22 protein-coding genes are annotated in these 22,085 nt (G+C 60.0%); 11 read left to right on the top strand and 11 right to left on the bottom strand.

Annotated features, from left to right (window positions below; all coding sequences use genetic code 11):
- Positions 1–2: 2 nt before the first annotated feature.
- On the top strand, positions 3–308 hold the full coding sequence (locus KW846_RS20270) for a hypothetical protein (protein ID WP_256356807.1): 306 nt from the start codon (positions 3–5) through the stop codon (positions 306–308).
- Between the two features lie 74 nt (positions 309–382).
- Here KW846_RS20270 and KW846_RS20265 read toward each other — a convergent pair whose 3' ends face one another.
- Both KW846_RS20265 and KW846_RS20260 read right to left on the bottom strand, forming a co-directional pair.
- On the bottom strand, positions 383–1,036 hold the full coding sequence (locus KW846_RS20265) for a hypothetical protein (protein WP_218484649.1): 654 nt from the start codon (positions 1,034–1,036) through the stop codon (positions 383–385).
- 272 nt (positions 1,037–1,308) lie between these two features.
- Positions 1,309–1,590 carry a DUF2790 domain-containing protein gene (locus KW846_RS20260; protein WP_218484647.1) on the bottom strand — a complete coding sequence of 94 codons (282 nt, stop codon included), beginning with the start codon at positions 1,588–1,590 and terminating at the stop codon, positions 1,309–1,311.
- Positions 1,591–2,069: 479 nt separating this feature from the next.
- On the opposite strand from KW846_RS20260, the gene KW846_RS20255 reads away from it, so the two are divergent.
- The 3 genes from KW846_RS20255 to KW846_RS20245 are packed head-to-tail and all read left to right on the top strand — an operon-like array spanning position 2,070 to position 5,909.
- On the top strand, positions 2,070–3,482 hold the full coding sequence (locus KW846_RS20255; RefSeq protein ID WP_218484644.1) for an NAD(P)/FAD-dependent oxidoreductase: 1,413 nt from the start codon (positions 2,070–2,072) through the stop codon (positions 3,480–3,482).
- Positions 3,483–3,498: 16 nt separating this feature from the next.
- On the top strand, positions 3,499–4,458 hold the full coding sequence (locus tag KW846_RS20250; RefSeq protein WP_218484642.1) for an alpha/beta fold hydrolase: 960 nt from the start codon (positions 3,499–3,501) through the stop codon (positions 4,456–4,458).
- A 23-nt stretch (positions 4,459–4,481) separates the two neighbouring features.
- Positions 4,482–5,909 (top strand): GGDEF domain-containing protein, encoded by a 1,428-nt coding sequence (locus KW846_RS20245; RefSeq protein ID WP_218484641.1) that lies wholly within the window; start codon positions 4,482–4,484, stop codon positions 5,907–5,909.
- A 37-nt stretch (positions 5,910–5,946) separates the two neighbouring features.
- Here KW846_RS20245 and KW846_RS20240 read toward each other — a convergent pair whose 3' ends face one another.
- Positions 5,947–6,897, bottom strand: a complete 951-nt coding sequence (locus KW846_RS20240; protein ID WP_218484639.1) for a DMT family transporter — start codon at positions 6,895–6,897, stop codon at positions 5,947–5,949.
- A gap of 90 nt (positions 6,898–6,987) precedes the next feature.
- Between KW846_RS20240 and KW846_RS20235 the strand changes: the two genes are divergently transcribed.
- Complete coding sequence (locus KW846_RS20235; protein WP_218484636.1) at positions 6,988–7,923, top strand: LysR substrate-binding domain-containing protein; 936 nt, start codon at positions 6,988–6,990, stop codon at positions 7,921–7,923.
- 42 nt (positions 7,924–7,965) lie between these two features.
- On the opposite strand, the gene KW846_RS20230 is transcribed toward KW846_RS20235, so the two are convergent.
- Positions 7,966–8,667, bottom strand: a complete 702-nt coding sequence (locus KW846_RS20230; RefSeq protein ID WP_218484634.1) for an EthD domain-containing protein — start codon at positions 8,665–8,667, stop codon at positions 7,966–7,968.
- Positions 8,668–9,034: 367 nt separating this feature from the next.
- Here KW846_RS20230 and KW846_RS20225 point away from each other — a divergent pair, with 367 nt between their 5' ends.
- Positions 9,035–9,949 (top strand): LysR family transcriptional regulator, encoded by a 915-nt coding sequence (locus KW846_RS20225; protein ID WP_218484632.1) that lies wholly within the window; start codon positions 9,035–9,037, stop codon positions 9,947–9,949.
- Here KW846_RS20225 and KW846_RS20220 read toward each other — a convergent pair.
- Positions 9,939–10,715, bottom strand: a complete 777-nt coding sequence (locus tag KW846_RS20220; RefSeq protein WP_218484630.1) for a substrate-binding domain-containing protein — start codon at positions 10,713–10,715, stop codon at positions 9,939–9,941. The genes KW846_RS20225 and KW846_RS20220 overlap by 11 nt on opposite strands.
- Positions 10,716–10,741: 26 nt before the next feature.
- A complete protein-coding gene (locus KW846_RS20215) occupies positions 10,742–12,046 on the bottom strand; it encodes an MFS transporter (protein ID WP_218484627.1) in 1,305 nt (434 codons plus the stop codon).
- 215 nt (positions 12,047–12,261) lie between these two features.
- Between KW846_RS20215 and KW846_RS20210 the strand changes: the two genes are divergently transcribed.
- Together KW846_RS20210 and KW846_RS20205 are read left to right on the top strand one after the other, a co-directional pair.
- On the top strand, positions 12,262–12,867 hold the full coding sequence (locus tag KW846_RS20210) for a LemA family protein (protein WP_218484626.1): 606 nt from the start codon (positions 12,262–12,264) through the stop codon (positions 12,865–12,867).
- A gap of 24 nt (positions 12,868–12,891) precedes the next feature.
- Positions 12,892–13,932, top strand: coding sequence for a M48 family metallopeptidase (locus KW846_RS20205; protein ID WP_218484625.1), 1,041 nt, complete (start codon positions 12,892–12,894; stop codon positions 13,930–13,932).
- A gap of 160 nt (positions 13,933–14,092) precedes the next feature.
- On the opposite strand, the gene KW846_RS20200 is transcribed toward KW846_RS20205, so the two are convergent.
- On the bottom strand, positions 14,093–15,166 hold the full coding sequence (locus KW846_RS20200) for a sensor domain-containing diguanylate cyclase (RefSeq protein WP_218484623.1): 1,074 nt from the start codon (positions 15,164–15,166) through the stop codon (positions 14,093–14,095).
- Between the two features lie 173 nt (positions 15,167–15,339).
- On the opposite strand from KW846_RS20200, the gene KW846_RS20195 reads away from it, so the two are divergent.
- Positions 15,340–15,678 carry an FKBP-type peptidyl-prolyl cis-trans isomerase gene (locus tag KW846_RS20195; protein WP_218484621.1) on the top strand — a complete coding sequence of 113 codons (339 nt, stop codon included), beginning with the start codon at positions 15,340–15,342 and terminating at the stop codon, positions 15,676–15,678.
- 3 nt (positions 15,679–15,681) lie between these two features.
- On the opposite strand, the gene KW846_RS20190 is transcribed toward KW846_RS20195, so the two are convergent.
- A complete protein-coding gene (locus KW846_RS20190; protein ID WP_218484754.1) occupies positions 15,682–16,713 on the bottom strand; it encodes a D-cysteine desulfhydrase family protein in 1,032 nt (343 codons plus the stop codon).
- A gap of 186 nt (positions 16,714–16,899) precedes the next feature.
- On the opposite strand from KW846_RS20190, the gene KW846_RS20185 reads away from it, so the two are divergent.
- Positions 16,900–17,373 (top strand): MEKHLA domain-containing protein, encoded by a 474-nt coding sequence (locus KW846_RS20185; protein WP_256356803.1) that lies wholly within the window; start codon positions 16,900–16,902, stop codon positions 17,371–17,373.
- A 7-nt stretch (positions 17,374–17,380) separates the two neighbouring features.
- On the opposite strand, the gene KW846_RS20180 is transcribed toward KW846_RS20185, so the two are convergent.
- Entirely contained in the window at positions 17,381–18,502 is a 1,122-nt protein-coding gene (locus KW846_RS20180) for a cytochrome P450 (protein WP_218484619.1), read from the bottom strand.
- Between the two features lie 79 nt (positions 18,503–18,581).
- Between KW846_RS20180 and KW846_RS20175 the strand changes: the two genes are divergently transcribed.
- Complete coding sequence (locus KW846_RS20175; protein WP_218484618.1) at positions 18,582–19,349, top strand: helix-turn-helix transcriptional regulator; 768 nt, start codon at positions 18,582–18,584, stop codon at positions 19,347–19,349.
- A gap of 91 nt (positions 19,350–19,440) precedes the next feature.
- Here the strand turns inward: KW846_RS20175 and KW846_RS20170 are convergent, their stop codons facing one another.
- Both KW846_RS20170 and lpdA read right to left on the bottom strand, forming a co-directional pair.
- Positions 19,441–20,460 (bottom strand): branched-chain amino acid aminotransferase, encoded by a 1,020-nt coding sequence (locus KW846_RS20170; protein WP_102701816.1) that lies wholly within the window; start codon positions 20,458–20,460, stop codon positions 19,441–19,443.
- Between the two features lie 242 nt (positions 20,461–20,702).
- Complete coding sequence (lpdA, locus tag KW846_RS20165; RefSeq protein WP_218484615.1) at positions 20,703–22,085, bottom strand: dihydrolipoyl dehydrogenase; 1,383 nt, start codon at positions 22,083–22,085, stop codon at positions 20,703–20,705.

Below are 22,085 nucleotides of genomic sequence, written 5' to 3'. Positions count from 1 at the left end.
TGATGATAGGTTATGGGTTGTGCGCACTACTGTGGGGTGTGGTGCTGCTGGAAGAGATCCAACTCATGCCCCTTCAGGAATGGAAAGACGAGGGTCTGAAAAAGGTTCTGCTGCTGCGCCGGACCAGAAACCGGACGGGCTACTTTATTGCGCTGATCGCGGGCGCAATGTGCCTTTACAGCGAAATCCTGGTGGCGCCGGTTGAACAGAGTATTTTCAATCCGGAACTGATACTTGCCCTGGGTGGTGTTCTTTGGGGGACTTATCTTTCCGTGGTCTGCATGAAAGGGAAGCGACAGAGGCGTTAGCAGCACCGTTTTCGAACGGCTGACTGACAGCAGGCTTTATTGGCTAAAGCTGAACTTCCTTGTTCAGCCTGGCTTCACCATCCAGCGAGGGCGGCGTTTCCTGGAGTTCTAAAGCCTTGCTCCATACGCGTTTCGGTGTCTCTGTTTTTTGCCCAGGCAGTGAGCAGGACCATCATCCCAAAACCGCCGACGATGAGAACCGGATAGGCTGCCAGCAACTCGACCAGCGAGTATTTCCAGGCCAGCGGCCGACCGACACCGAGCATGGCGGCATAGAACCAGGACACGGCGGAGAGTGCGCCGGAGAACAGCGCCAGCATGCGCAGGCTGAAGGAGAGTTTGAGTAACGAACCGGCTTTTTTCAGCGTCGGCAATACAGCGCTATGCAGAAGGAAGCCGTTAAAGGTCAACAGCACTACGATGCCGATTTTGGCTTGCAGTTTTGGATTGAGGAAATACTCCATCCCCTTACCGGCATAATCGATCCCGACGATACCAATGCCCGTAATCCAAAGCGCTACCAGTGCAAGCGATACGGTTTTTTGAAGGCTTTCCATGTGCGCGTCATCGTGGTGACCTGACGCATCCCCCTTCAGGAGTTGCTTGACCATTGCAATGTCACTGGTCAAGACCAGCCCGATTGCCACGCAACAGGCGATGAGATGAAAATAGACAACGCCCAAACGCACATATTCCACGGTGGACGAAGAAAACATACTAAGTTCCATGGTGACCTCTTTTATTCAATAGTGAATCAACTTGGCTCTTGGCACGGCTTGATTACCGTTGCTGACTGCCATTCAGATCCAGCCATTGTTATCAATTAATCCTGGGGCAATACGCCGCCAAGATAATAGTGAGTTTCGCGAATGAACTTTCAGTCATTCGAATATGTCCATTTTCAGGTAACACAAAACCTCAATCGCACTGAGTGCACAGGAGGTTTAACTTCCGCTTCTTGTTGGGGGCGACTACGCCCGGAACCCGATCGACGCGTTGATCAGGCAATGCTGGCAGGGTCGGCGGCAGGGCTTCCACCCCATTCGAGGAAACGGATCTTGTGAATCTCGCCCTCGCTGTCTTCGTAGACCAGGGTCACCGGTACGACGCCGGTCTTGTCGGATGTATCGGTGCGCTGCAGCACCCGTTTCACATCGATGTCCATACCGTAGTGGTATTCGACGGCTGAGACATGCGCACCGGGGTCTTGCAGGTTGTTCTGGTCAAAGACACTGGGTGCGAGACTGGAAATCACGGCACTGACTATCGTGGCCATGCTCATAAGGCTGTACCTCCACTGAAGTTCACTTGACAAGGACTTAATGTGACACGTCATGAAAGTGAAGTTCACTTCACCACGACGAACGTGCCCATCTGAAAAGCCTGTAGTGGCTGCAAACTCTCTGCAATTCCCCGCGCTTGACGCCTCTCGACCATTCGTCCTAAAACCCCTGAATTTGTTGGTTAAAGTACGTTTTTGAAGGAGGTCATAACATGTCATGACGGATTTTTACCCAGGGTGAATCAGTGCCTTCAAGTCAGTCGGGCGAGTCCTTCGTGACAGGCAGCCATCGGCTGTGGATTCATCCGGCGATCGCCACAAACGATGCTCGGCGGTTGACGGGCATCCGTCTGGCGCGCGGGCTGCAGCCGTTAATTCCATTGGTTATGGCGGTCAGCAGCATTCGTTCTATTGGCCGTGGAATGGGTGGCTAATCTACGGAGGTTGAAGGAGGGCAACCTTCAGGAAGGTGCAGCCATATGGACGAAAATCCGATCGAAACCGATTACCTGGTCATCGGTGCTGGCGCGATGGCCATGGCCTTCGTCGATACGCTACTCAAGGAAACCAATGCACGTATCGTGATGGTGGATCGACACGAACGAGCTGGCGGGCACTGGAATGATGCCTACCCGTTCGTACGGTTACACCAGCCCTCGGCTTTCTATGGCGTCAACTCACGGGAACTGGGCAGTGGAACGAAAGACACGACGGCACTGAACGAGGGCTTGTATGAGCTGGCCTCCGGCGCCGAGGTGGTGAGCTACTTCGATCAGGTGATGAATCAGCAGTTTCTGCCCTCAGGTCGAGTCCGTTTTTTCCCCATGTGCAACTACACCGGCGACCGCATTGACGATCACCGGTTTACCTCGCTCGTCAGCGGCGCAGACCATCAGGTGCGGGTGCACAAAAAGGTGGTGGACGCCACCCATGCCCAGACAGCAGTGCCCTCGACCCATCCGCCCAAGTACAGGGTGGAGCCCGGCGTGCAATGCGTGCCGCTGAACGACTTGCCGAAAATCCGCCACCCATACGCCAGCTACGTCGTGGTGGGGGCGGGCAAGACCGGGATCGACGCTTGCCTGTGGTTGCTGCAAAACGGTGTTGCGCCCGCAACCATCTGCTGGATCATGCCGAACGATCCGTGGTTGATCGACCGGGCCAACCTGCAACCCGGCCTCGACAGCTTCGAACAAACCATCGGCGGCCTCACGGCACAGTTCGAGGCCATCGCCGCTGCAGATTCGATCCCGGACCTGTTCTTAAGGCTTGAGGCGACGGGCCAGCTCTTGCGCATCGATAAGGCCGTCGAACCGACTGCTTACCGCTGCGCCACCGTCACTCAAGCGGAATTACGCGAGCTTCGACGCATCGACAACATTGTGCGCCTGGGGCGGGTGCGGGTTATCGAGTCAACGCGCATCGTGCTCGAGCAGGGCAGCATCGCCACAAGCCCGCATGCGCTGCACATTGATTGCAGCGCCAGTGCCATCCCGACACTGCCTGACATGAAGGTGTTCGACGGCGGCAAGATCAACCTGTTGATGGTCAGCAGCTGCCAACCCGTGTTCGGCGCGGCCTTGATCGCCTATGTGGAAAGTCACCTGGTCGATCAAGCGCAAATGAACGCGTTGTGCAGGATGGTCCCTGCGCCTCACGTCCCCACGGACTGGATCAGAATCTGGGCGGTCTACCTGGGTAACCAGCTACGCTGGGGAGAGCATGAAGGCTTGGCCCGCTGGGTCAAGCAGTCGCGTTTGTACTTTATGACGGCGGTGGTCAGGGGCCTGCAGGAAACCGACACCGAGAAACTGGCACAGCTGCATCGGCTCTCCGTCAGCAGGCAGCAGGCTCTGGCGAACTTGCCACGGTTGCTGGGGGCCATCGCTTGAATCGCAGGAAGCGCACATGAACGAGCCACACTTCGAACTGCTCGACATCAATGGCATCCGCATGCAGATAGCCACGCAAGGTAGCGGCCCGCTGGTCTTGCTCTGCCACGGTTTTCCGGAACTGTGGTATTCGTGGCGCAACCAGCTTGCGGCGTTGGCCGCCGCCGGCTACAGGGCCGTAGCGCCCGACATGCGCGGCTATGGCGGCACAGATGCGCCGGCCGAACCCGACGCCTACACCACGCTGCACCTGGTAGGCGACATGGTCGAGTTGGTCAACGCACTCGGCGAACGGCAAGCCGTGATCGTCGGCCATGATTGGGGGGCGCAGGTGGCCTGGAGCGCCGCCTTGCTGCGACCCGATCTGTTTCGCGCAGTGGTCGGCATGAGCGTTCCGTTCTCGCCGCCGGCGCGCGTGGAGCTCCTCAGTGCGCTGGTCTCGCGGGGGATCAGCGACTTCTACATCCAGTATTTCCAGACGCCGGGTGTGGCCGAAGCCGAGCTGGAAAGGGACGTCGAGTCGTCGATCCGGCGCATCTACTTCAGTGGCTCGGGGGACGGGCCCGAGGGGCTGGTGTTCGGCCGGCTGCAGCCGGGCCAGGGCTTCCTGGGCGCGATGATCGAGCCTGAAACCCTGCCAGGCTGGCTAAGCCTGGAGGATATTGCCTACTACACACGCGAATTCACCCGCAGCGGATTTCGCGGCGGCTTGAACTGGTACCGCAACATGACGCGCTCATGGACACTGCTGGCACCCTGGCGCGGTTGCATTATTCGGCAGCCGTCGATGTTCATTGCCGGCAGCCGCGACGCCGTGCTGAAGTTTCCCAGTTCCCCGCGGCAGATCGAAGCCTTCGCGCAGACACTGCCGGAACTGCGCGGGTGTCATATCCTCGAAGGTGCCGGCCACTGGATACAGCAAGAGCGCGCGACAGAGGTCAATGAGCTGCTACTGGGCTTCCTGAAAAAACTATGAACGGATCGAAACCGGAGGGACCCATGAGCAATCTCATCGCCACCGACGAGTCACCTGAAGCCGTTCGCCTGATGGTCAAGGTTTACGCCTGCTTGCTGCTCGCAGGGTTTGCGCTGGTTCCGGCCTATCTGATCGGCTACTTGTACTTTTTTCAGGACCCCACGCTTTTATTCGAGAATCACCTGTTCCATATCTTTGCGATCACGGCAGCCACCCTGGCAGGCCTGTTTGTTACTTACGTCACGTGGCGCTGTTATCAGTCATCGGGAGAGCCGCTGCTGCGATGGATGACGCTTGGATTTCTCGGCTTTGTAGTGATCTACGCGTTGCATGGTGCGTTCACCGGGCTTGCGCACCACAATATCTGGCTCTTCCTGCTTTATGGACCGGCCTCTCGACTGGTCATGTCGATCTTGCTGTTGATCGGAATGCTGTCGTACCACCGCCCACCGGATGCCACGGACCAGCGAACGAAGGCCCGCCCGTGGTTGACCTGGATAGGACTGTTCCTGCTGGTTGACGTGGCAGTGGCGTACATCGCGAATTCGCCGATCGCCGGCAATCTCGCGGTGCGCCTGTCGATGGAGGGGGGAGCGCTCGTTCTTTCCACGTTGACCGTGACCATACTTCTGTTGCGGCGTATCCGTTCGCCGCTGATGAGCATTTTCATCATCTCTGTCACCGCGTTCGCGCTGTCCTCCCTTGCCTTCATCCTTGCACGTCCGTGGAACCATATGTGGTGGCTCGCGCACGCGATCTTCGCCGGTGGATTCTTCATGTTGAGCTATGGGGTCGTGCAAGCGTTCCTCACCACGCGGTCGTTTTCCAGGATCTACAGCCAGGAAGAGTTGATGGTGCGTCTTGCCGAAGCGATGGCGTATGCCGAGAACGCCCTGCAGGAACTCCAGCGCACCAATCAGGAACTGGGGCACCTTGCGGCGACCGATCCACTGACAGGCGCTGATAATCGGCGTCGGTTCATGGAGCGGGTCGAAGGCGAAATTGGCCGGACCAAACGCGGCGATGCGCCGTTCTCCGTGTTGGCACTGGACCTGGATAATTTCAAGTCCATCAACGATCGCTTCGGGCATCAGGTGGGCGATGACATCCTGAAGAGTTTCGTGGAAAAATGCCTCGACTCGATCCGGCCGTATGACGGCGTGGCCCGAGTGGGCGGAGAAGAATTCATGATACTGCTGCCTCAGACTTCACTTGAAGGCGCGCACGAAATCGCCGAGCGTCTGCGAAGCACCGTGGCCAATAGTTCCTTTCATGGCCTGCAGCGGCCAACCGTGGTCACAGTGAGCATCGGCGTATCGCAATCCGGCCGCGATGGCGACACCATCGAGGCCATTCTGCGTACCGCCGATCAACGCCTGTATCACGCGAAACACCAAGGCCGTAACCGTGTGGTCACGGCCTTCAAGACCAGCCTGCAACCTCTGCCCTGACCGTCGTCTCGAAGTCGTTGCGTCACGGTATGGGGTGTCACTCGCAGGGTTCAGCCTGTTTCACTGGCATTATCCGATGACGTTTCGCCGCCCATACGACCCCGCCCACCAGCAACAGGATCGAGATCACTTCCATCAAGCCAGGCATGCGCTGACTGAACAGAAAGCCGTAAACGCAGGCAAACAGCGTTTCGAACACGATCATCTGGCCGCTCAACGACGCGGGCATTCGACGCGAGCAAGCATTCCAGAGCCCATTGGCCAGCCATGAGCCACAGAGTGCCAGGAACAGGCAAACCCACAGGAAAGTCGTCCAGCGGCTGCTTTCAACCTCAGAGGGCACCAGGTTCGGGAACAGCATCAAGGCCGCGATGCCGAACACGATCGCCACGATGCCCGTCACGATGCCGGTCAGCGTCGACCATTCGCTGCTGTTGAAATGGCTTTGCTTGAGATACCGGGCGTTGTGGGTGGCGTACCACGACCAGCAGGCCACGGCACTGAACCCGCAGGCCAGGCCCAGCAACCGGGAAGACAGCGAGGTGCTCGCCACCTGCACGCCGGTATGTTCCAGACTGACCGATACGATGCCCAGGAATACCAGCAGCAGGGGAAGCTTGAGCCTGGTCAGGGGCAGGGACCCTGCATCGCTACGCCCCAGAAAAGTGATGGCAACCGGCATCATGCCGTTGATAAGGGCGGCCGCGGTCACCCCGCTCAGTTGTACGGAAGCGCCCAGGAGCGCGTAGTTCAGGACGTTGCCGGTCAGTGACAGACGCAGCAGCATCCAGGCATCGCGGCGGGTCAAACGCGACAACAGGCGGGACGCGAAGGGCAAGGCCACGAGGAGCGAGATCATCCCGTACAGGGCAAACCGTACGCTGCTGATCAGTACGGCATTGAATTCCGGCAGCAACGAAGGGCCGATAATCACGCCACCCCAGATGGCGCCCGCCAGTATCGCAAATACAACTCCACTGTTCATCATCTCGGCTCTGACAGGCTGTTTAGCCGCATTCTAGCCATGGCAGACAAGCGCCACCTGCGATATAAAGTTGGTCACCCATTCCGCAGGGGAATGTCTTGCGGCAATCGCCAGTCCTGGAGATCCGTCATCAACCGCTATCTGCGTACTTTGCCCCCATTGGAGACCCTGATCACGTTCGAGGCCGTGGGACGACACGCCAGCTTCACGGGCGCCGCGGGCGAACTGTTTCTGACCCAGAGCGCCGTGAGCAAACAGATGCGCCAGCTTGAGGATTGCATGGGCGTCCCGCTCTTCGAGCGCAAGCCGAGAGGGGTCAAGTTGACCAGCGCAGGGGATGAACTGCTGATGACGGTCAATGTGCTCCTGACCACGATGTACCAAAGCGTCACGCGAATTCGCAACGTTCATCAGTCCAACGCCGTCTCGGTGCTGGCGACCCATGCCCTGGCCCAATTCTGGCTATTCCCGAAACTGATCGAATTCAACAAGGCGTACCCCGACATCGCCGTGCACGTTCACGCGATGAATGAGTTCGATGAGGCCAGCCTCAATGATTTCGACGTGGGCGTACTCTATGGTTCCGGCCAATGGCCCTCGCTGGACAGCGATTTCCTGCTGCCGGAAATCGTCTACGCCGTGGCTCATCCTTCACTGGATGTCTCGGGGGTCGAGACGCTGGAACAATTGGCGCAAGCCAACCTGGTGCAAATCGACACCTGCGCCTGGCAGTGTCTGGACTGGCATCAATGGTTCGGCCACTTTGGTATCGACTTCGTCGCGCGGGACAAGGCCCCGGTCTTTAACCAGCTGACGTTGGCGTATCGGGCCGTTCAACAAGGCATGGGCATCGGCCTGGCCTGGACGTTCATGGCGGATGAGGCGCTGGCCAAGGGGGAATTGCAGCGGGTGACGCCTTTCGAATGCGTGACGGGCAATGGCGAATTCCTGGTGTCGCTCAAGCATCGCAAGCGTTCTGCCTCCGCCGAGATATTTCGCCAGTGGCTCCTGGGGTCGATGGGTGACTGATGAGCAGGCAGATCAGCCCTTCGCCGTAGGTCACCGTCGGGCCTACAGACAGTACTGGCTGGTAGGCAGCACGTCGATCTTGTCGAAATCGAGGAATCGGCTGCAGCTGTCCATCATCGTCGCCAGGTTACGCTGGAATTTCGCTTCGTCGCCCACTGCATCGAAAAAGGCCCGGGGATCGGTCATGGCAGCGGGTGGGAAACATTCCTCGACTATGGCATCGATCCTTGGCGCACCGTGCGACAGCGCCAACACCACCAGGTTTTGTACATATTGGAAGTTGTCCTGCGTGTCTACGGCCACCTCAGTGTGATGGTTGCGCCAGATGTCCAGCCAGGCTTCGGGCGTCAGGCGCGGAGGTCGGGTCAGCAGGGCCAACTGGGCGAACCCGTGAGTACGTTCGCCGGGCGTTGAAGGGAAGCGAGTATTGGCGATGGCTACCGACTCGCATACCAGGTAGGCGGCCATGCGTGCCGTTGCGGCCGTGATGACGCCGTCGAAAGGACGACGAGCGGGCCCGTTGGCACTGTCCAGCCACAGCGACAGGCTGGCATCGGGCAGTGGTCGGTTGTTTTCCTGGCGCAGTCCGGCTGCGGGCTGCACATCGACATCGGACAGGTTCAATTGCACGCTACTGGCACCGAGTGCCAGCAATTGCCCGGCGACTTCACTGCGCAGGCGATGGGTGAAGGTATCAGGACTGACTTGAGCATCACGCCACAGCAGATAGATGACTTTTTCCATAGCGATCAAGCGCCTCGTTATGATTGTTGGATGAAGCAACCGTGCAGACACGTGGGGAAAATACTGGCGTCATGGTTGATCAAACTCAGCCCTCGGTAATACCTCAAACAGACTATTCAACAAAAAAAGTGGGGAGATGCCGGCGCTTTGGGTTCGGGCGCACGCTCGGCTGTCCGTTTTTGGCTTTGGATTCAACCGATCGAGCTTCAGCTGCGCGTCATGTGTATGAGGGCCGATCGGCCGTTTTAACTGATCTGAAAAAAATCAAATCCCTGTGGAAATGACCGGCTCAGCCCACAAAGCTTTGCATCAATTGGTTACACTCATAGAATAAGCTGATCAATCTGCCTCGTTTCCGGGTAACGCCATGGCGATCAACTTCGACCTCAATGACCTGCAAGCCTTCCGTGCCGTGGTCGAGCAGGGCAGCTTTCGCAAGGCCGCCGATACGGTGCGCATTTCCCAGCCCGCGTTGAGCCGGCGGATCGAAAAACTCGAAGATGCCCTTGGCGTGCGCCTGTTCGAACGCACCACGCGCAAGGTCAGCCTGACCCAGGCCGGACGGGGTTTCATGCCCAGCGTTGAGCGCCTGCTAGACGATCTGGACGTGGCATTGCTGGGCATCAGCGAAGTCGCTTCGACCCGGCTCGGCCATGTCACGGTCGCCTGCGTACCCTCGGCGGCTTACTACTTCATGCCGCGGGTGATTGCGCACTATCACCGGCAGTTTCCGCGGATCAAGGTCAAGGTGCTGGACTCGAGCGCCCACGACGTCTTGAGCGCGGTGGTCAATGGCGAAGCGGATTTCGGCCTGAGTTTCATGGGCACGCTGGAGGCCGAAGTGGATTTCGAGCCCTTGGTGCAAGAAGAGTATGTAGTGGCGTGCCGGCGCGATCATCCGCTGGCGGGGCGCAGCAGTGTCACCTGGGACGAGTTCTATCGGCAGGATTACATCTCGCTGGATAAAACCTCAGGCAACCGCTTTCTGCTGGATCAGGCATTGACCGGGGTGGTGCCGCAGCGGTCGAGTATTTGTGAAACCCGCCATGTGACCACCATGATCGGTCTGGTGGAGGCCGGGTTGGGTGTGGCGGCGGTGCCGTTGATGGCGATGCCGGCGGCGGATCATCCGATCCTGACGCGGGTGCCGCTGACCGATCCGCAAGTGATGCGTAGCGTCGGTCTGATCAAGCGCCGGGGTCGAACCCTGACCCCGGCGGCATTGGAGCTGGAACGGCTGGTGGTGGAGATGAAAGTCCTGCAGCCGTCGGTCAGCGACTGACCGAGTCCAGTCCGGTCGCTTTCACATCCGGTTGAGCCTGGGTCGAGGCCAGGTATTCCAGCAAGGCCTTGGCTTCGACCGGGTGCTGCGCCCCTACCGGGATGCCGGCGGCAAACCGGGTCACCGATTGCACGGACTCCGGAATCTTCGCCACGAAACTGACCCCCGGCACCGGCAACAATTCGCTGACCTGCTGAAAGCCCAATTGATAGTCGCCGGTGGCAACCACGGAGCCCACGGGGATTTTCGGCACCATCGTCGATTTGCGCTTGAGTTGCTCTTCGATCCCCAGGCGCTTGAACAGTTGCTGCTCGATGTACACGCCGCTGGCACTGTCGGAGTAGGCCACCGATTTCGCTTCGAGCAATGTCTTTTTCAGGCCCTCGACATTGCCGATGTCCGGCTTCGGTGCGCCTTCGCGCACCACCAGGCCAATGCGCGAATCCGCCAGTTCGACCCGTGAAGCAGGGTCGACCTTGCCTTGTTTGATCAGATCGTCCAGTGCGTAGCCGACCATGATCACCACGTCGGCTTGCTCACCCCGGGCCAGGCGATTGGGGATCGCTTCCGGGGCCTTGCCCATGGAGGGACCGAGCGCGGTGTCGAGGGTGTGGCCGGTGGCGGCGGCGAACTTCGGGCCGAGGATCTTGTAGGCCGCCGTGAAGCCGCCGGAGGTCATCACACGGATCTCTTCAGCCTGGGCAATGCCGCTCAATCCAAGGCTGGCCACCAACGCGATGGCCGCAAAACCGAACTGTTTTTTCATGATTGTGTTCTCGATCAAGGGCAGGTTCACGACGCCACCGGTTGCAGGTGATTCGAGGCGCGGCGATAGAGCATGAGCGTCGCGCACAGCGCGCACAGTGCTGCAAAGCTCATCCAGTAGCCTGGCGCCGCCTTGTCGCCGGTGTACTGGATCAGCAAGGTCGACATCGCCGGGGTGAACCCGCCGAACACGGCCGTGGCCAGGCTGTAGGCGAGGGAGAAACCGGCCACCCGGACCTCCACGGGCATGATCTCTGTCAGCGCCGGGATCATCGCGCCGTTGTACAGGCCGTAGATGAACGACAGCCACAACAGCACCAGCAGCATGTGGATGAAGCTTGGCGCGTTCACCAGGTAGGTCAGCACCGGGTAAGTGGTGGCGATGGCCAGCAAGGCCATGGCGATCAACACCGGGCGTCGACCGATACGGTCTGAGAGTGCGCCGCCAATCGGCAGCCAGATGAAATTCGAAACACCCACCAGCAATGTCACCAGCAGCGCATCGGACGTGCTCAGGTGCAGGACGGTTTTACCGAAGGTCGGTGCGTACACCGTAATCAGGTAGAAGGCGGTGGTGGTCAGGGCGACCATCATCATGCCGGCGAACACGATCAGCCAGTTTTGCCCCAGGGTGCGGAACACCTCACCCATGCTCGGGCGGTGTTTACGGGTGGCGAACTCTTCAGTTTCTTCCAGGTTGCGGCGCAGCAGGAAGATGAAGGGCACGATCATGCAGCCGACGAAGAACGGAATCCGCCAGCCCCAGTCGGTAATCACACTCGGCGCCATCCACTGGTTCAAGGCGTAACCCAGTGCGGCGGCGACGATGATCGCCACTTGCTGGCTGCCCGACTGCCAACTGGTGAAAAAACCCTTGTGGCCGGGTGTGGCGATTTCGGCGAGATACACCGACACGCCACCCAGTTCCGCACCGGCGGAAAAGCCCTGCAACAGCCGCCCGATCAGCACCAGGGCCGGGGCGAACAAACCGATGGTTTCGTAACCGGGCACCAGCACAATCAGGACCGTACCGCTGGCCATGATCGACAGGGTCACGATCAAGCCTTTGCGTCGACCCACGTCATCGATGTAGGCACCCAGCACCACGGCGCCCAACGGACGCATCAGGAAGCCTGCGCCGAACACGGCAAAGGTCATCATCAGCGAGGCGAATTCGCTGCTGGCCGGAAAGAACACGGCAGCGATCTGCGTGGCATAGAAACCAAAAAGAAAGAAGTCGAACTGTTCGAGGAAGTTGCCCGAGGTGACCCGGAAGATTGCGCTGGCCCGAGAGCGACCGGCAGTCGCGGGCCGTTGGATTGATGCTGTCATTGATCTGTACTCCACCGCTTTTATGACGTGCGCCGGCTGGACGCGGCGCACGGTTCTTATTAGGGCGGATAGTGGAGCAGGGGCATCGATATGTTAATTGCATAGTTGGCATACATTGATGTGCAAAGCGGATCAATGCGCGTGCTCACATAAAACAGGATATTCCGTTAACATCCTGCGCAATATTCCCCCTGCGTGAACAAGGACATCACACCATGAGTACTAACGGCATCATCCTGCTGGTCATTTTGGCCGTTCTGACTCTCTGCATTCTGTATGCGATCGGGCTCTACAACGGTTTGGTTGCCCGTCGCAACGAAATCAAAAATGCCTTCGCGCAGGTTGAGGTTCAACTCAAGCGGCGCTACGACCTGATCCCTAACCTGGTAGCAACCGCCAAGGGCTATCTGGACCACGAGCGCGAAACCCTTGAGGCCGTCATTACCGCGCGCAATACCGCGTTGGCCGGGCTCAAGGCAGCTCAGGCGCAACCGGGTGATGCGCGCAATATTGCACAACTGAGTCTGGCTGATGGCGCACTCAACAGCGCCATGGGGCGATTGAACGTCACCCTGGAAGCCTACCCTGAACTCCAGGCTTCGCAGACCATGCAGCAACTGAGTGAAGAGATCAGCAGCACCGAAAACAAAGTGACGTTCGCACGTCAGTTGTACAACGATGCCGTGCTGGCTTACAACAATCTCAAGCAGAGCTTCCCCGCCGTGCTGTTGGCAGCCCGCTTCGGCCATGCCGCTGACGCTACACCGCTGGAGTTTTCCGACACCGAGTCCATTCAACAAGCCCCCCAGGTTTCCTTCTGACGCAATTTGCCCACGGACGGTCCGATGAACTTTTTTGAACAACAGCGTCAGTCCAGACACCGAACGGCGCTACTCGTGATATTGATGATCCTGGCGGTGCTGAGCCTGATCACCATGACTTCCCTCGTTTTCAGCCTCAAACATGCCGACGATGGCAGCGATGCTCTGGCGATCAACTGGGAAGCGGTGCAGATTACGGCATCGGTCATCACCGCCGTCGTACTGATGGGCAGTTTGTTTAAATATGCAGAACTACGGCACGGAGGCAAAGTCATCGCCGAAAGCCTGGGCGGGCGTCTGATCAATCAAGGCGCCCGAACGCTCGAAGAGCAGCGCCTGATCAACGTCGTCGAAGAAATGGCTCTCGCCTCGGGCATGACCGTACCGCCAATCTATGTGCTACCGGATGAGAGCATCAACGCCTTCGCGGCCGGGTTCACTCCACAGGACGCAGTGATCGGTGTGACGCAGGGGGCGATATCGCTGCTCACACGCGAAGAACTGCAAGGGGTGATTGCCCATGAGTTCAGCCACATCTTCAACGGCGATATGCGCCTGAACATGCACATGCTGGCGACCGTCAACGGCTTGCTGGTGCTTGGCCTGGCGGGCAGCCTGATACTGCTGAGAGTGAGTCGAGTCAGTAACCGTGAGAACGGTGACAACCGTCTTAAATTGGTGGGCCTGCTGGTCGGCGTGGTTTTGTGCATCGCCGGGTTTGCCGGGAGTTTTCTGGCCAGCCTGATCAAGGCTGCCGTGAGTCGGCAACGGGAGTTTCTGGCTGATGCCACTGCGGTGCAGTACACCCGTAACCCACACAGTATTGCCGGCGCATTGAAAAAAATTGGCGGCCATGCGCAAGGCTCGCACATGAGCGCAGACAGGGCAGACGAGTTCAGTCACCTGTACTTCTGTGCGGGCGGGACTTCGTCCTTGGACCGTTTGCTGGCCAGTCATCCTGATTTGAGTGAGCGAATCTGGCGCATTGATGCGCAGTGGGATGGCGTGTTTCCTGCCGTCAAAGCGCCAGGGTTCCAGCGTAGAAAGAAGAAAGTGAGCGTTTAGCAGGAACAACGATCAGCACCGCTCGAGTGTCTCCAGTCGTGGATGGTGTTGGGCTGTCTGTTTGCCGGGGTGATCATTGACCCTTCGGTACCGGGCCTGATCTACAAACCGCAAAGAGTCGCGAATCTTTCCGGAACCGGCGTAGTCGGACGACGCAGCCTTATTGGCTATACAACCGCACCACGCTCTCGGTGCCCAGCCGATATTGATTGTTCCCGTTGCGCTTGGCTTCGTACATCGCCAGGTCGGCAATGTGCAGCAGGCGGTCGATGCTCGGCGCATGATCGGGGAACACGGCGACGCCCAGGCTGGTGCCGATGTGGCGCTGGTCGTTGCCGATGGTGATGGGCGGGGAGAGCTCGACGAAGATTTTCTGGCAGATGCTGCGCGCTTCGTCCTGCAGGCTGTTGCCTTGGGGCAAGTCCTGGATGATGACCACGAATTCGTCGCCACCGATCCGGGCGACGGTGTCGGTGCCGCGCAGGATGCGCTTGAGCCGTGTGGCGGTAGTGACCAGCACGCGGTCGCCGGCCGCATGGCCATAGCGGTCATTGATCGCCTTGAAGCCATTGAGATCGACAAACACCAGCGCCACCCGCGTTGCGCTGGTGCGCGCCTGCTCCAATGCTTCGGACAGGCGCTCTTCGAGCACCAGGCGATTGGGCAGGCCGGTCAGCGGGTCGAAATGGGCCAGGTGCTTGAGGTAGTTGGCCGAGGCCTTTTCTTCGGTGATGTCGCGTACCACGCCCATCATCTTGATCGTTTCGTCATGGTCATTCTTGACCACGTTGCCGGTTTCCCGCAGCCAGCGGATCGTGCCATCGGGCCAGACCACGCGGTATTCCTCATCATGGTTTTCGCCGGTTTCCAGGCAACGCAGTTCGCCGGCCCGGACCCTCAGCCGGTCGTCGGGGTGCACGCAGGAGCAGAACAGGGCATAGGAGGGCGTCACTTCGCCGATCTTGAACCCGAACATGCCGAAAATCGCGTCGGACCAGTACAGGCGGTCGGTGTCGACATCCCAATCCCAGGTGCCGATGCGAGCGAAGTACTGGCTGCGCTTGAACCGCTCGACGTCGCCATCCTGATGGATGTTCCGGCCTTCGGACAGGCTGTTGATGATCGCGCGGTACTGCGCCAGTTGTTTGTGCAGCGAGTGTTCGCGCCAGACCAGCGCGACGATCAGGGTGAGCGTCATTGAACCAAGGATGACGCTGGTCCAGAGCAGGATCATTCGGGCATGGCCATCAGGGCGTTGAACCGTACGGGTAATAGTTGATTATTTTAGTTCAGCCAACAGCTTTGAACGCAGCGCGGGCAGACGGCAATGGTTGCCAATCGCGGGCAAATCTGGGAAAACGGCGCCCATCAGGCCCTTGTGGGCGAGTGAGCATACGAGTGAATTCAATGAATGACGAGCTTCAGATAATCGATCTGCAGTTGGGTGACGGAAAAGCCGCGGTAAAAGGCGCGCTGATCACCACCCAGTACCGTGGCTGGCTGGAGGACGGGAGCGAATTCGATTCTTCCTACAGCCGGGGCAAACCCTTCCAGTGCGTGATCGGCACCGGGCGGGTCATCAAGGGCTGGGACCAGGGCATCATGGGGATGCAGGTCGGTGGCAAGCGCAAGTTGTTGGTGCCGGCGCACCTGGCCTATGGCGAACGCACCATGGGCAAGATCACGCCGAATTCGAACCTGATCTTCGAAATTGAATTGCTGGAAGTGCTGACGCGGGATGATTGACCGTCAGGCCTGAAAGGTTTCCCGATAGGCATACAGGCCGGGTGTACCGCCGGTCATGACGAACAGCACATTGTCCCCGGGGGCGAAGCGCCCTTGCTGCAGGTCGGCCAGTACTCCCGCGAAGGCTTTGCCGGAGTACACCGGGTCGACCAGCAGGCCTTCGGTACGCGCCATCAGGCGTACCGCGTCCTGCATGGCGGCGGTTGGCAGGCCATAGCCGGCACCCAGCTGGCTGCCGTCGATCACCATCCCGGCCGTCTGCACCTCGGCGTCACTGCCCAGTAGCCCCAATGTCTCGCGGGTCAGTTGCAGGGTTCTCGCGGCTGATGAGTCCTGGTCGGACAACACCGAGAACGATTTGACCACGCAGGTACCCCGGCCCAGCAACTGGAAGCCCGCCGCGAGCCCGGCATGCGTTCCGGCGCTGCCATTGGGGACCACCACTTGATTGAACGTGAGTTGCAGTTCGGCCTCTTGCCGGGCGATTTCCGCTGCGCAGCGGGCATAACCCAGGCTACCCAAGGGCGTTGAACCACCGGTCGGCAGCACCATCACCTTGCGTCCGCCATCCCGAAGCTGCGCCGCCCTAGCCTCGGCTTTGGCCAGTGAGTCGGTACCGCCGGCAAACACTTGCATCTGCGCACCGAACAGCTGGTCGAGCAGCACGTTGCCATTGAGTTCGTAATCCACCTCGGCTTTGGCCACGGCCCGGGTCAGGAACAACTCGCACGCGATGCCCAGCCGGGCGCACGCCGCGGCGGTCAAACGAGCATGATTGGACTGGATGCCGCCCACGGTAATGATCGTATCGATTCCGGCTTGCAGCGCCGCGCCGATGTGGAATTCAAGCTTGCGCAGCTTGTTGCCGCCCGCGCCGATCAACATGTGGTCGTCGCGTTTGAGAAACAGGCCGATCCCCTGTTTGTCCAGGCCCAGCCGTTGTTCGAGTCGCGCAGCCCGCTGAATGGGCGTGGGACCTTGCAGCAGGTCGGCCCGCGCAAAAACACTCAGTGACTTGTCCAGTGGGGTCTGCATCAATCGAGCCTCGTTGTTCACCATGATCCAGGTGACTTTATGGGGAAAGGCCTGCGGGATAAATGCACTTCCCGTCATGACTGTTTTAACCCGGTGTAATCAATCAACCGGGCAGCAGGACTTTTCTGGCGGCTTTGGTTAGGCTGGGCCGGGTTTGAAACCAGGATCTGAAGAGGAGAGGGCGGGTTGCCAATCAACGAATACGCCATGGCGATCGAACTGCTGGATGAGTCTTATCGGCACTGGACCGGCGAACATCTGCCAGCGCCGCCGTCGCTGGCAGGAAGGGAGCGCCTGCATTGGCTGCACGCCCACGCGCCCTACAGTTTGCTGGCTCACGGTACTGAAGACGACCCACTTTTCTTCTACGCCAATGAACAGGCGCTGGCGTGCTTCAAGTACCCGCGCCCGGAGTTTCTGGGCATGCCCTCACGCTTCAGCGCCTCGCCACTGGACCGCGCCCGGCGCCAGACCCTGCTGGAGCAGGTCACGGCCCATGGCATAGCGCATGGCTACAGCGGTTATCGGGTGGATCGGCAGGGCAATGCCTTCATGATTCATGAAGGCAAGGTGTGGACGCTGGTTGATCAGCAGGGTGTGCGTTTGGGGCAGGCGGCGTTGTTCTGGCCGGATGCTGCACGGGTTGGGCAGTTGGACTGAGCGTCGATCAAGCGACCGGCCAGTCGCTGAACAACGGAATTCGTCCATTCGCGGACGGGCGGTAGTCCCAGGTCAGGCGGTCCAGTCCCGGCTTCATCGCCAGAATGTGCCGGACGGAAGCGCCGGCAATGCTCAACGCCAGTGACTGCCCCGGACATTGATGGCGCCCCGCACCAAAAGTGAAGCTGCGCCGGTTCGGGCGGTCGAGCAGGAGGTCGTCGGGGTTGTCGTTGAGCTGCGGGTCGCGATTGGCCGAGGCCAGCAGCACCAGGATCACGTCCCCGGCATTCAGCCTTGTGCCGTCAATCTCGCAGGGGGCGGCGACGAAGCGGCGGGTGTTTTGTACCGACGGGTCGAAGCGCTGTACTTCGGCCAGCAGATCGTCGACATGGGGGGATTGGCTGAGTAACGGCGGGTGTTGAATCAACGCCAGCACAGTGTTGCCGATCAGCCCGGCCGTGGCGTCGAACGTCTGGGAAAACAGGCCGATCAGGTTGGCGATCAGCATTTGCGGTACGCCGCCGGTGAAGCGCTGGCGGATGCCTGCAAGCAGGCGGCTGTGGTTGTCCGGATCGGCCAAAAGCTCGACAGAGTAACCGCTCAGTTGTTCGGCGGCGGCATGGGCGGCAGCCAGCTGTGCCGAGGTGCTCAAGGGCGACAGGCAAGCCACGAAGTCCGCCGTCAGTTCACTGATGATTCGGCCCTGAGCCGGGGTGAATCCCAGCAACGCCGCCACCACGCACACTGGCCCACGGAACATGGCGTTGTGCAGGCCGACGGCGTCGGCGGAGATCAACCGGGCGCTGACCAGGCTCTCCACTTCCCGCGTATCGATCAACTCCAGCCCTGGCGCAATCGCCGACCGTGGACAACGCTGGCGCTCACCCTCATTCATGCGCATCAACTGGCCGAACACCTCGCCGGCCATGCCATCGGCAATCGCCATGGGGACTGGCTCCTGCGCGGGGCGAACGTTGCAATCAGGATGCGCCAGCACGGCGGCCACCGCCCGGGCGTTGCTGGCCACCCACATGTTCAGCCCTGGATGGAAAACCAACCCGCCCTCGGCACGCAGTTGTGCGTAGTAGGGATAAGGATCGGCATGGGTCGCAGCGATGATCGGGTCCATGGGTCACAGCCTTTTGTTGTTGGAAAGTATTGCTACTATCTCCAGTCCGAAAGGGCGTTGATTCGTCCGGGAGCGAAATATGAGCGCAGAACAACACGACATGGGCGTGTCGCAGGTGGCGGCGGCCATCGCCGAACCGGCGCGGACGAAAATCCTCTGTTCGCTGATGGACGGCCACGCCCGCACAAGCACCGAGCTGGCGGCGGTGGCCGAAGTCAGCGCGTCGACCGCCAGTGCCCACCTGGCCAGACTCAAGGAGCTGGCGCTGGTGCGGCTGCACGTCCAGGGACGTCACCGCTATTACAGCCTGGCGGACAAACGCGTCGCCCAGGCCCTGGAAGCGCTGATGGTGATCGGCCAGAACACGGCGCCGCGCTTCCAGGCGCGGACGCCGGATCGCCTGCAGTTTGCCCGCACCTGCTACGACCACATGGCGGGCACCCTGGCGGTACTGTTGCATGACCGGTTGCTCGAAGCGGGCTGGCTGGAGGAAACCGACGAACAGGCCTATCGCTTGAGCGACAGCGGTACGGCAATGTTTCAAGGGCTCGGGATCGAGGTACAGGACTTGAGCACCTTGCGCCGCCGCTTTGCCTGCCCGTGCCTGGACTGGAGCATGCGTCGGCCGCATCTGGGCGGGTCGCTGGGGGCAGCCTTGCTGCAAACGGCGCTCAAGCGCCAGTGGGTGACCCAGGATCTGGACAGTCGGGCGTTGGCGTTGACGGCGTTGGGGCGCAAGGAGATGACGGGGCGGTTCGGGCTTGAGTTGCGGTTGGATATCGAGGAGAAGAGCAAAAGATCGCAGCCTGCGGCAGCTCCTACAGGGGCCGCGAAATATCCATTGTAGGAGCTGCCGAAGGCTGCGATCTTTTCATTCGGCCATGAAAAAGCCCCCCGTCGGTCACCCGATGGGGGGCTTTTGTGTCTCAGGCGTCAGGTCAGACCTTGACGATCCAGCCCGCTGGCGCTTCGATGTCGCCGGTTTGCACGCCGGTCAGCTCTTTGTAGAGCTTCTGGGTGACCGGGCCGACTTCGGTTTCGCTGTGGAACACGTGCAGGTGGTCGTTGTAGTCGATGCCGCCAATTGGCGTGATCACCGCCGCAGTACCGCAAGCACCGGCTTCCTTGAAGTCGGAGAGCTTGTCGATGAACACGTCGCCTTCAACCACTTCCAGGCCCAGACGGGTCCTGGCCAGCTCGATCAGCGACAGACGGGTGATGCCCGGCAGTACCGATGGCGAGTTCGGGGTCACGAACTTGTTGTCGTGGGTGATCCCGAAGAAGTTGGCCGAACCGACTTCCTCGATCTTGGTGTGGGTCATCGGATCCAGGTAGATGGCGTCGGCAAAGTGGGCTTTCTTGGCCTTGGAGCCCGGCATCAGGCTGGCGGCGTAGTTGCCACCGACCTTGGCCGCACCGGTACCTTGTGGCGCCGCGCGGTCGTAGCTGGAGATCTGGAAGTTGTGCGGGGTCAGGCCACCCTTGAAGTAGGCGCCGACCGGGATGCAGAAGATCGAGAAGATGAACTCGGGGGCGGTACGCACGCCGATGTTGTCACCCACGCCGATCACGAACGGGCGCAGGTACAGCGCGCCGCCGGTGCCGTACGGCGGAATGAAACGCTCGTTGGCGCGGACCACGGCCTTGCAGGCTTCGATGAATTGCTCGGTGTCGACTTGCGGCATCAGCAGACGGGCGCAGCTGCGCTGCATGCGCAGGGCGTTCTGGTCGGGGCGGAACAGGTTGATCGAGCCGTCCTTGCAACGATAGGCCTTCATGCCTTCGAAGCATTGCTGGCCATAGTGAAGGGCTGTGGAGCCTTCGCTGATGTGCAGCACGTTATCTTCGGTCAGGGTGCCCTTGTCCCATTCGCCATTGCGAAAGTACGACAGATAGCGCTTGTCGGTCTTGATGTAGTCAAAACCCAGCTTGTCCCAATTGATGCTTTCGTTACCCATGACACCCTCTATCACTTAACAACCGCCGAAACGGTTCAAGGCTTCTGACGTTTTTCCGGATGGGCACAACAATACTTCATTCTTGGGCTAAATCGCAGCCCAGACGATAGGGGGAGGAGCAGATTTATTAGCCTGCTTATTAAACTTCCCGGTTCTTCGTCGAAAAGATCGCAGCCTGCGGCAGCTCCTACAGAATCGGCGAACCCCTGTAGGAGCTGCCGAAGGCTGCGATCTTTTGATCTTTACAGATGCAACGCATGCCCCAGCGCACGCAACGCCGCTTCCTGCACCGCCTCGCCGAGCGTCGGATGCGCATGGATGGTGCCGCCGATGTCTTCCAGCCGCGCACCCATCTCCAGGCTTTGCGCGAACGCCGTGGACAATTCGGACACGCCAACCCCCACCGCCTGCCAGCCGACAACCACATGATTGTCCCGACGGGCGACCACACGCACGAAGCCGCTTTTCGACTCCAGGGTCATTGCCCGGCCATTGGCGGCGAACGGGAAGCTCGACACGATGCAGTCCAGGCCAGCAGTCCTGGCCTCGTCCGGGGTCTTGCCGACCACCACCAGTTCCGGGTCGGTGAAGCACACGGCGGCGATGGCGGTCGGGTTGAACTCGCGGGATTTACCGCTGATCAGCTCGGCGACCATCTCGCCCTGGGCCATGGCCCGGTGCGCGAGCATCGGTTCGCCGCTCAGGTCGCCGATGGCATAGACGTTGCGCATACTGGTCTGGCAGCGGTTGTCGATCTTGATCGACGAACCGTTCATGTCCAGGTTCAGCGCTTCGAGGTTCCAGCCCTGGGTGTTCGGCTTGCGACCGACGGCCACCAGCACCTGGTCGGTTTCCAGGTTCAGGGTCGCGCCGTTCGGGGCCAATACTTGCAATATATTTTCTTTTGAATCAAAGCCTTGCACGCTATGTTTCAAGTAAAGCTTCACGCCGAGCTTTCTCAGTTCGTCGTGCACAGGCTGGGTCAGTTCGGCGTCGTAGGCCGGCAGGATGCGCTCCTGCGCCTCCACCACGCTGACTTCGACACCGAGCTTGCGATAGGCAATGCCCAGCTCCAGACCGATGTAGCCACCGCCGACCACAATCAAGCGCTTGGGCACGGATGTCGGCGCCAGGGCTTCGGTGGACGAGATGATCGGCCCGCCAATCGGCAACATCGGCAAGTTCACGCTTTTCGAACCGGTGGCCAGCACCAGGTGCTCGCACTGGATGCGTGTGTCGCCGACCTCGACGGTTTTACCGTCAACCACTTTGGCCCAGCCTTGAATGACCTGGACCTTGTTTTTTTTCAGCAGCGCGGCAACGCCGGTGGTCAGGCGATCGACGATGCCGTCTTTCCATTCGACGCTCTTGGTGATGTCGAGGGTCGGCGCCGAAACGCTGATGCCCAGGGCCGAAAGCTGATGGTGCTGCTGCGTCTGATGAAACTGCTCGGCGACGTGAATCAGTGCCTTGGACGGAATGCAGCCGATGTTCAGGCAGGTGCCGCCCAGGGATTGGCCTTCCACCAGGATAGTCGGGATGCCCAACTGGCCGGCGCGGATCGCCGTCACATAGCCGCCGGGGCCGCCGCCGACGATCAGCAGCGTGGTGTTCAAAGTTTGCAT

Source organism: Pseudomonas sp. PDM32 (assembly GCF_019219225.1).
Classification (GTDB): Bacteria; Pseudomonadota; Gammaproteobacteria; order Pseudomonadales; family Pseudomonadaceae; genus Aquipseudomonas; species Aquipseudomonas laurylsulfatiphila.
Note: the sequence above shows the minus strand (reverse complement) of the source record. Positions and strands in the feature narration are given on the sequence as shown.

Coding starts and splice junctions, on each gene's coding strand:
- KW846_RS20270 (WP_256356807.1), top strand. CDS start 3: ATGATAGGTTATGGGTTGTGCGCACTACTGTGGGGTGTGGTGCTGCTG.
- KW846_RS20265 (WP_218484649.1), bottom strand. CDS start 1,036: ATGGAACTTAGTATGTTTTCTTCGTCCACCGTGGAATATGTGCGTTTG.
- KW846_RS20260 (WP_218484647.1), bottom strand. CDS start 1,590: ATGAGCATGGCCACGATAGTCAGTGCCGTGATTTCCAGTCTCGCACCC.
- KW846_RS20255 (WP_218484644.1), top strand. CDS start 2,070: ATGGACGAAAATCCGATCGAAACCGATTACCTGGTCATCGGTGCTGGC.
- KW846_RS20250 (WP_218484642.1), top strand. CDS start 3,499: ATGAACGAGCCACACTTCGAACTGCTCGACATCAATGGCATCCGCATG.
- KW846_RS20245 (WP_218484641.1), top strand. CDS start 4,482: ATGAGCAATCTCATCGCCACCGACGAGTCACCTGAAGCCGTTCGCCTG.
- KW846_RS20240 (WP_218484639.1), bottom strand. CDS start 6,897: ATGATGAACAGTGGAGTTGTATTTGCGATACTGGCGGGCGCCATCTGG.
- KW846_RS20235 (WP_218484636.1), top strand. CDS start 6,988: ATGTCTTGCGGCAATCGCCAGTCCTGGAGATCCGTCATCAACCGCTAT.
- KW846_RS20230 (WP_218484634.1), bottom strand. CDS start 8,667: ATGGAAAAAGTCATCTATCTGCTGTGGCGTGATGCTCAAGTCAGTCCT.
- KW846_RS20225 (WP_218484632.1), top strand. CDS start 9,035: ATGGCGATCAACTTCGACCTCAATGACCTGCAAGCCTTCCGTGCCGTG.
- KW846_RS20220 (WP_218484630.1), bottom strand. CDS start 10,715: ATGAAAAAACAGTTCGGTTTTGCGGCCATCGCGTTGGTGGCCAGCCTT.
- KW846_RS20215 (WP_218484627.1), bottom strand. CDS start 12,046: ATGACAGCATCAATCCAACGGCCCGCGACTGCCGGTCGCTCTCGGGCC.
- KW846_RS20210 (WP_218484626.1), top strand. CDS start 12,262: ATGAGTACTAACGGCATCATCCTGCTGGTCATTTTGGCCGTTCTGACT.
- KW846_RS20205 (WP_218484625.1), top strand. CDS start 12,892: ATGAACTTTTTTGAACAACAGCGTCAGTCCAGACACCGAACGGCGCTA.
- KW846_RS20200 (WP_218484623.1), bottom strand. CDS start 15,166: ATGATCCTGCTCTGGACCAGCGTCATCCTTGGTTCAATGACGCTCACC.
- KW846_RS20195 (WP_218484621.1), top strand. CDS start 15,340: ATGAATGACGAGCTTCAGATAATCGATCTGCAGTTGGGTGACGGAAAA.
- KW846_RS20190 (WP_218484754.1), bottom strand. CDS start 16,713: ATGCAGACCCCACTGGACAAGTCACTGAGTGTTTTTGCGCGGGCCGAC.
- KW846_RS20180 (WP_218484619.1), bottom strand. CDS start 18,502: ATGGACCCGATCATCGCTGCGACCCATGCCGATCCTTATCCCTACTAC.
- KW846_RS20175 (WP_218484618.1), top strand. CDS start 18,582: ATGAGCGCAGAACAACACGACATGGGCGTGTCGCAGGTGGCGGCGGCC.
- KW846_RS20170 (WP_102701816.1), bottom strand. CDS start 20,460: ATGGGTAACGAAAGCATCAATTGGGACAAGCTGGGTTTTGACTACATC.
- lpdA (WP_218484615.1), bottom strand. CDS start 22,085: ATGCAAACTTTGAACACCACGCTGCTGATCGTCGGCGGCGGCCCCGGC.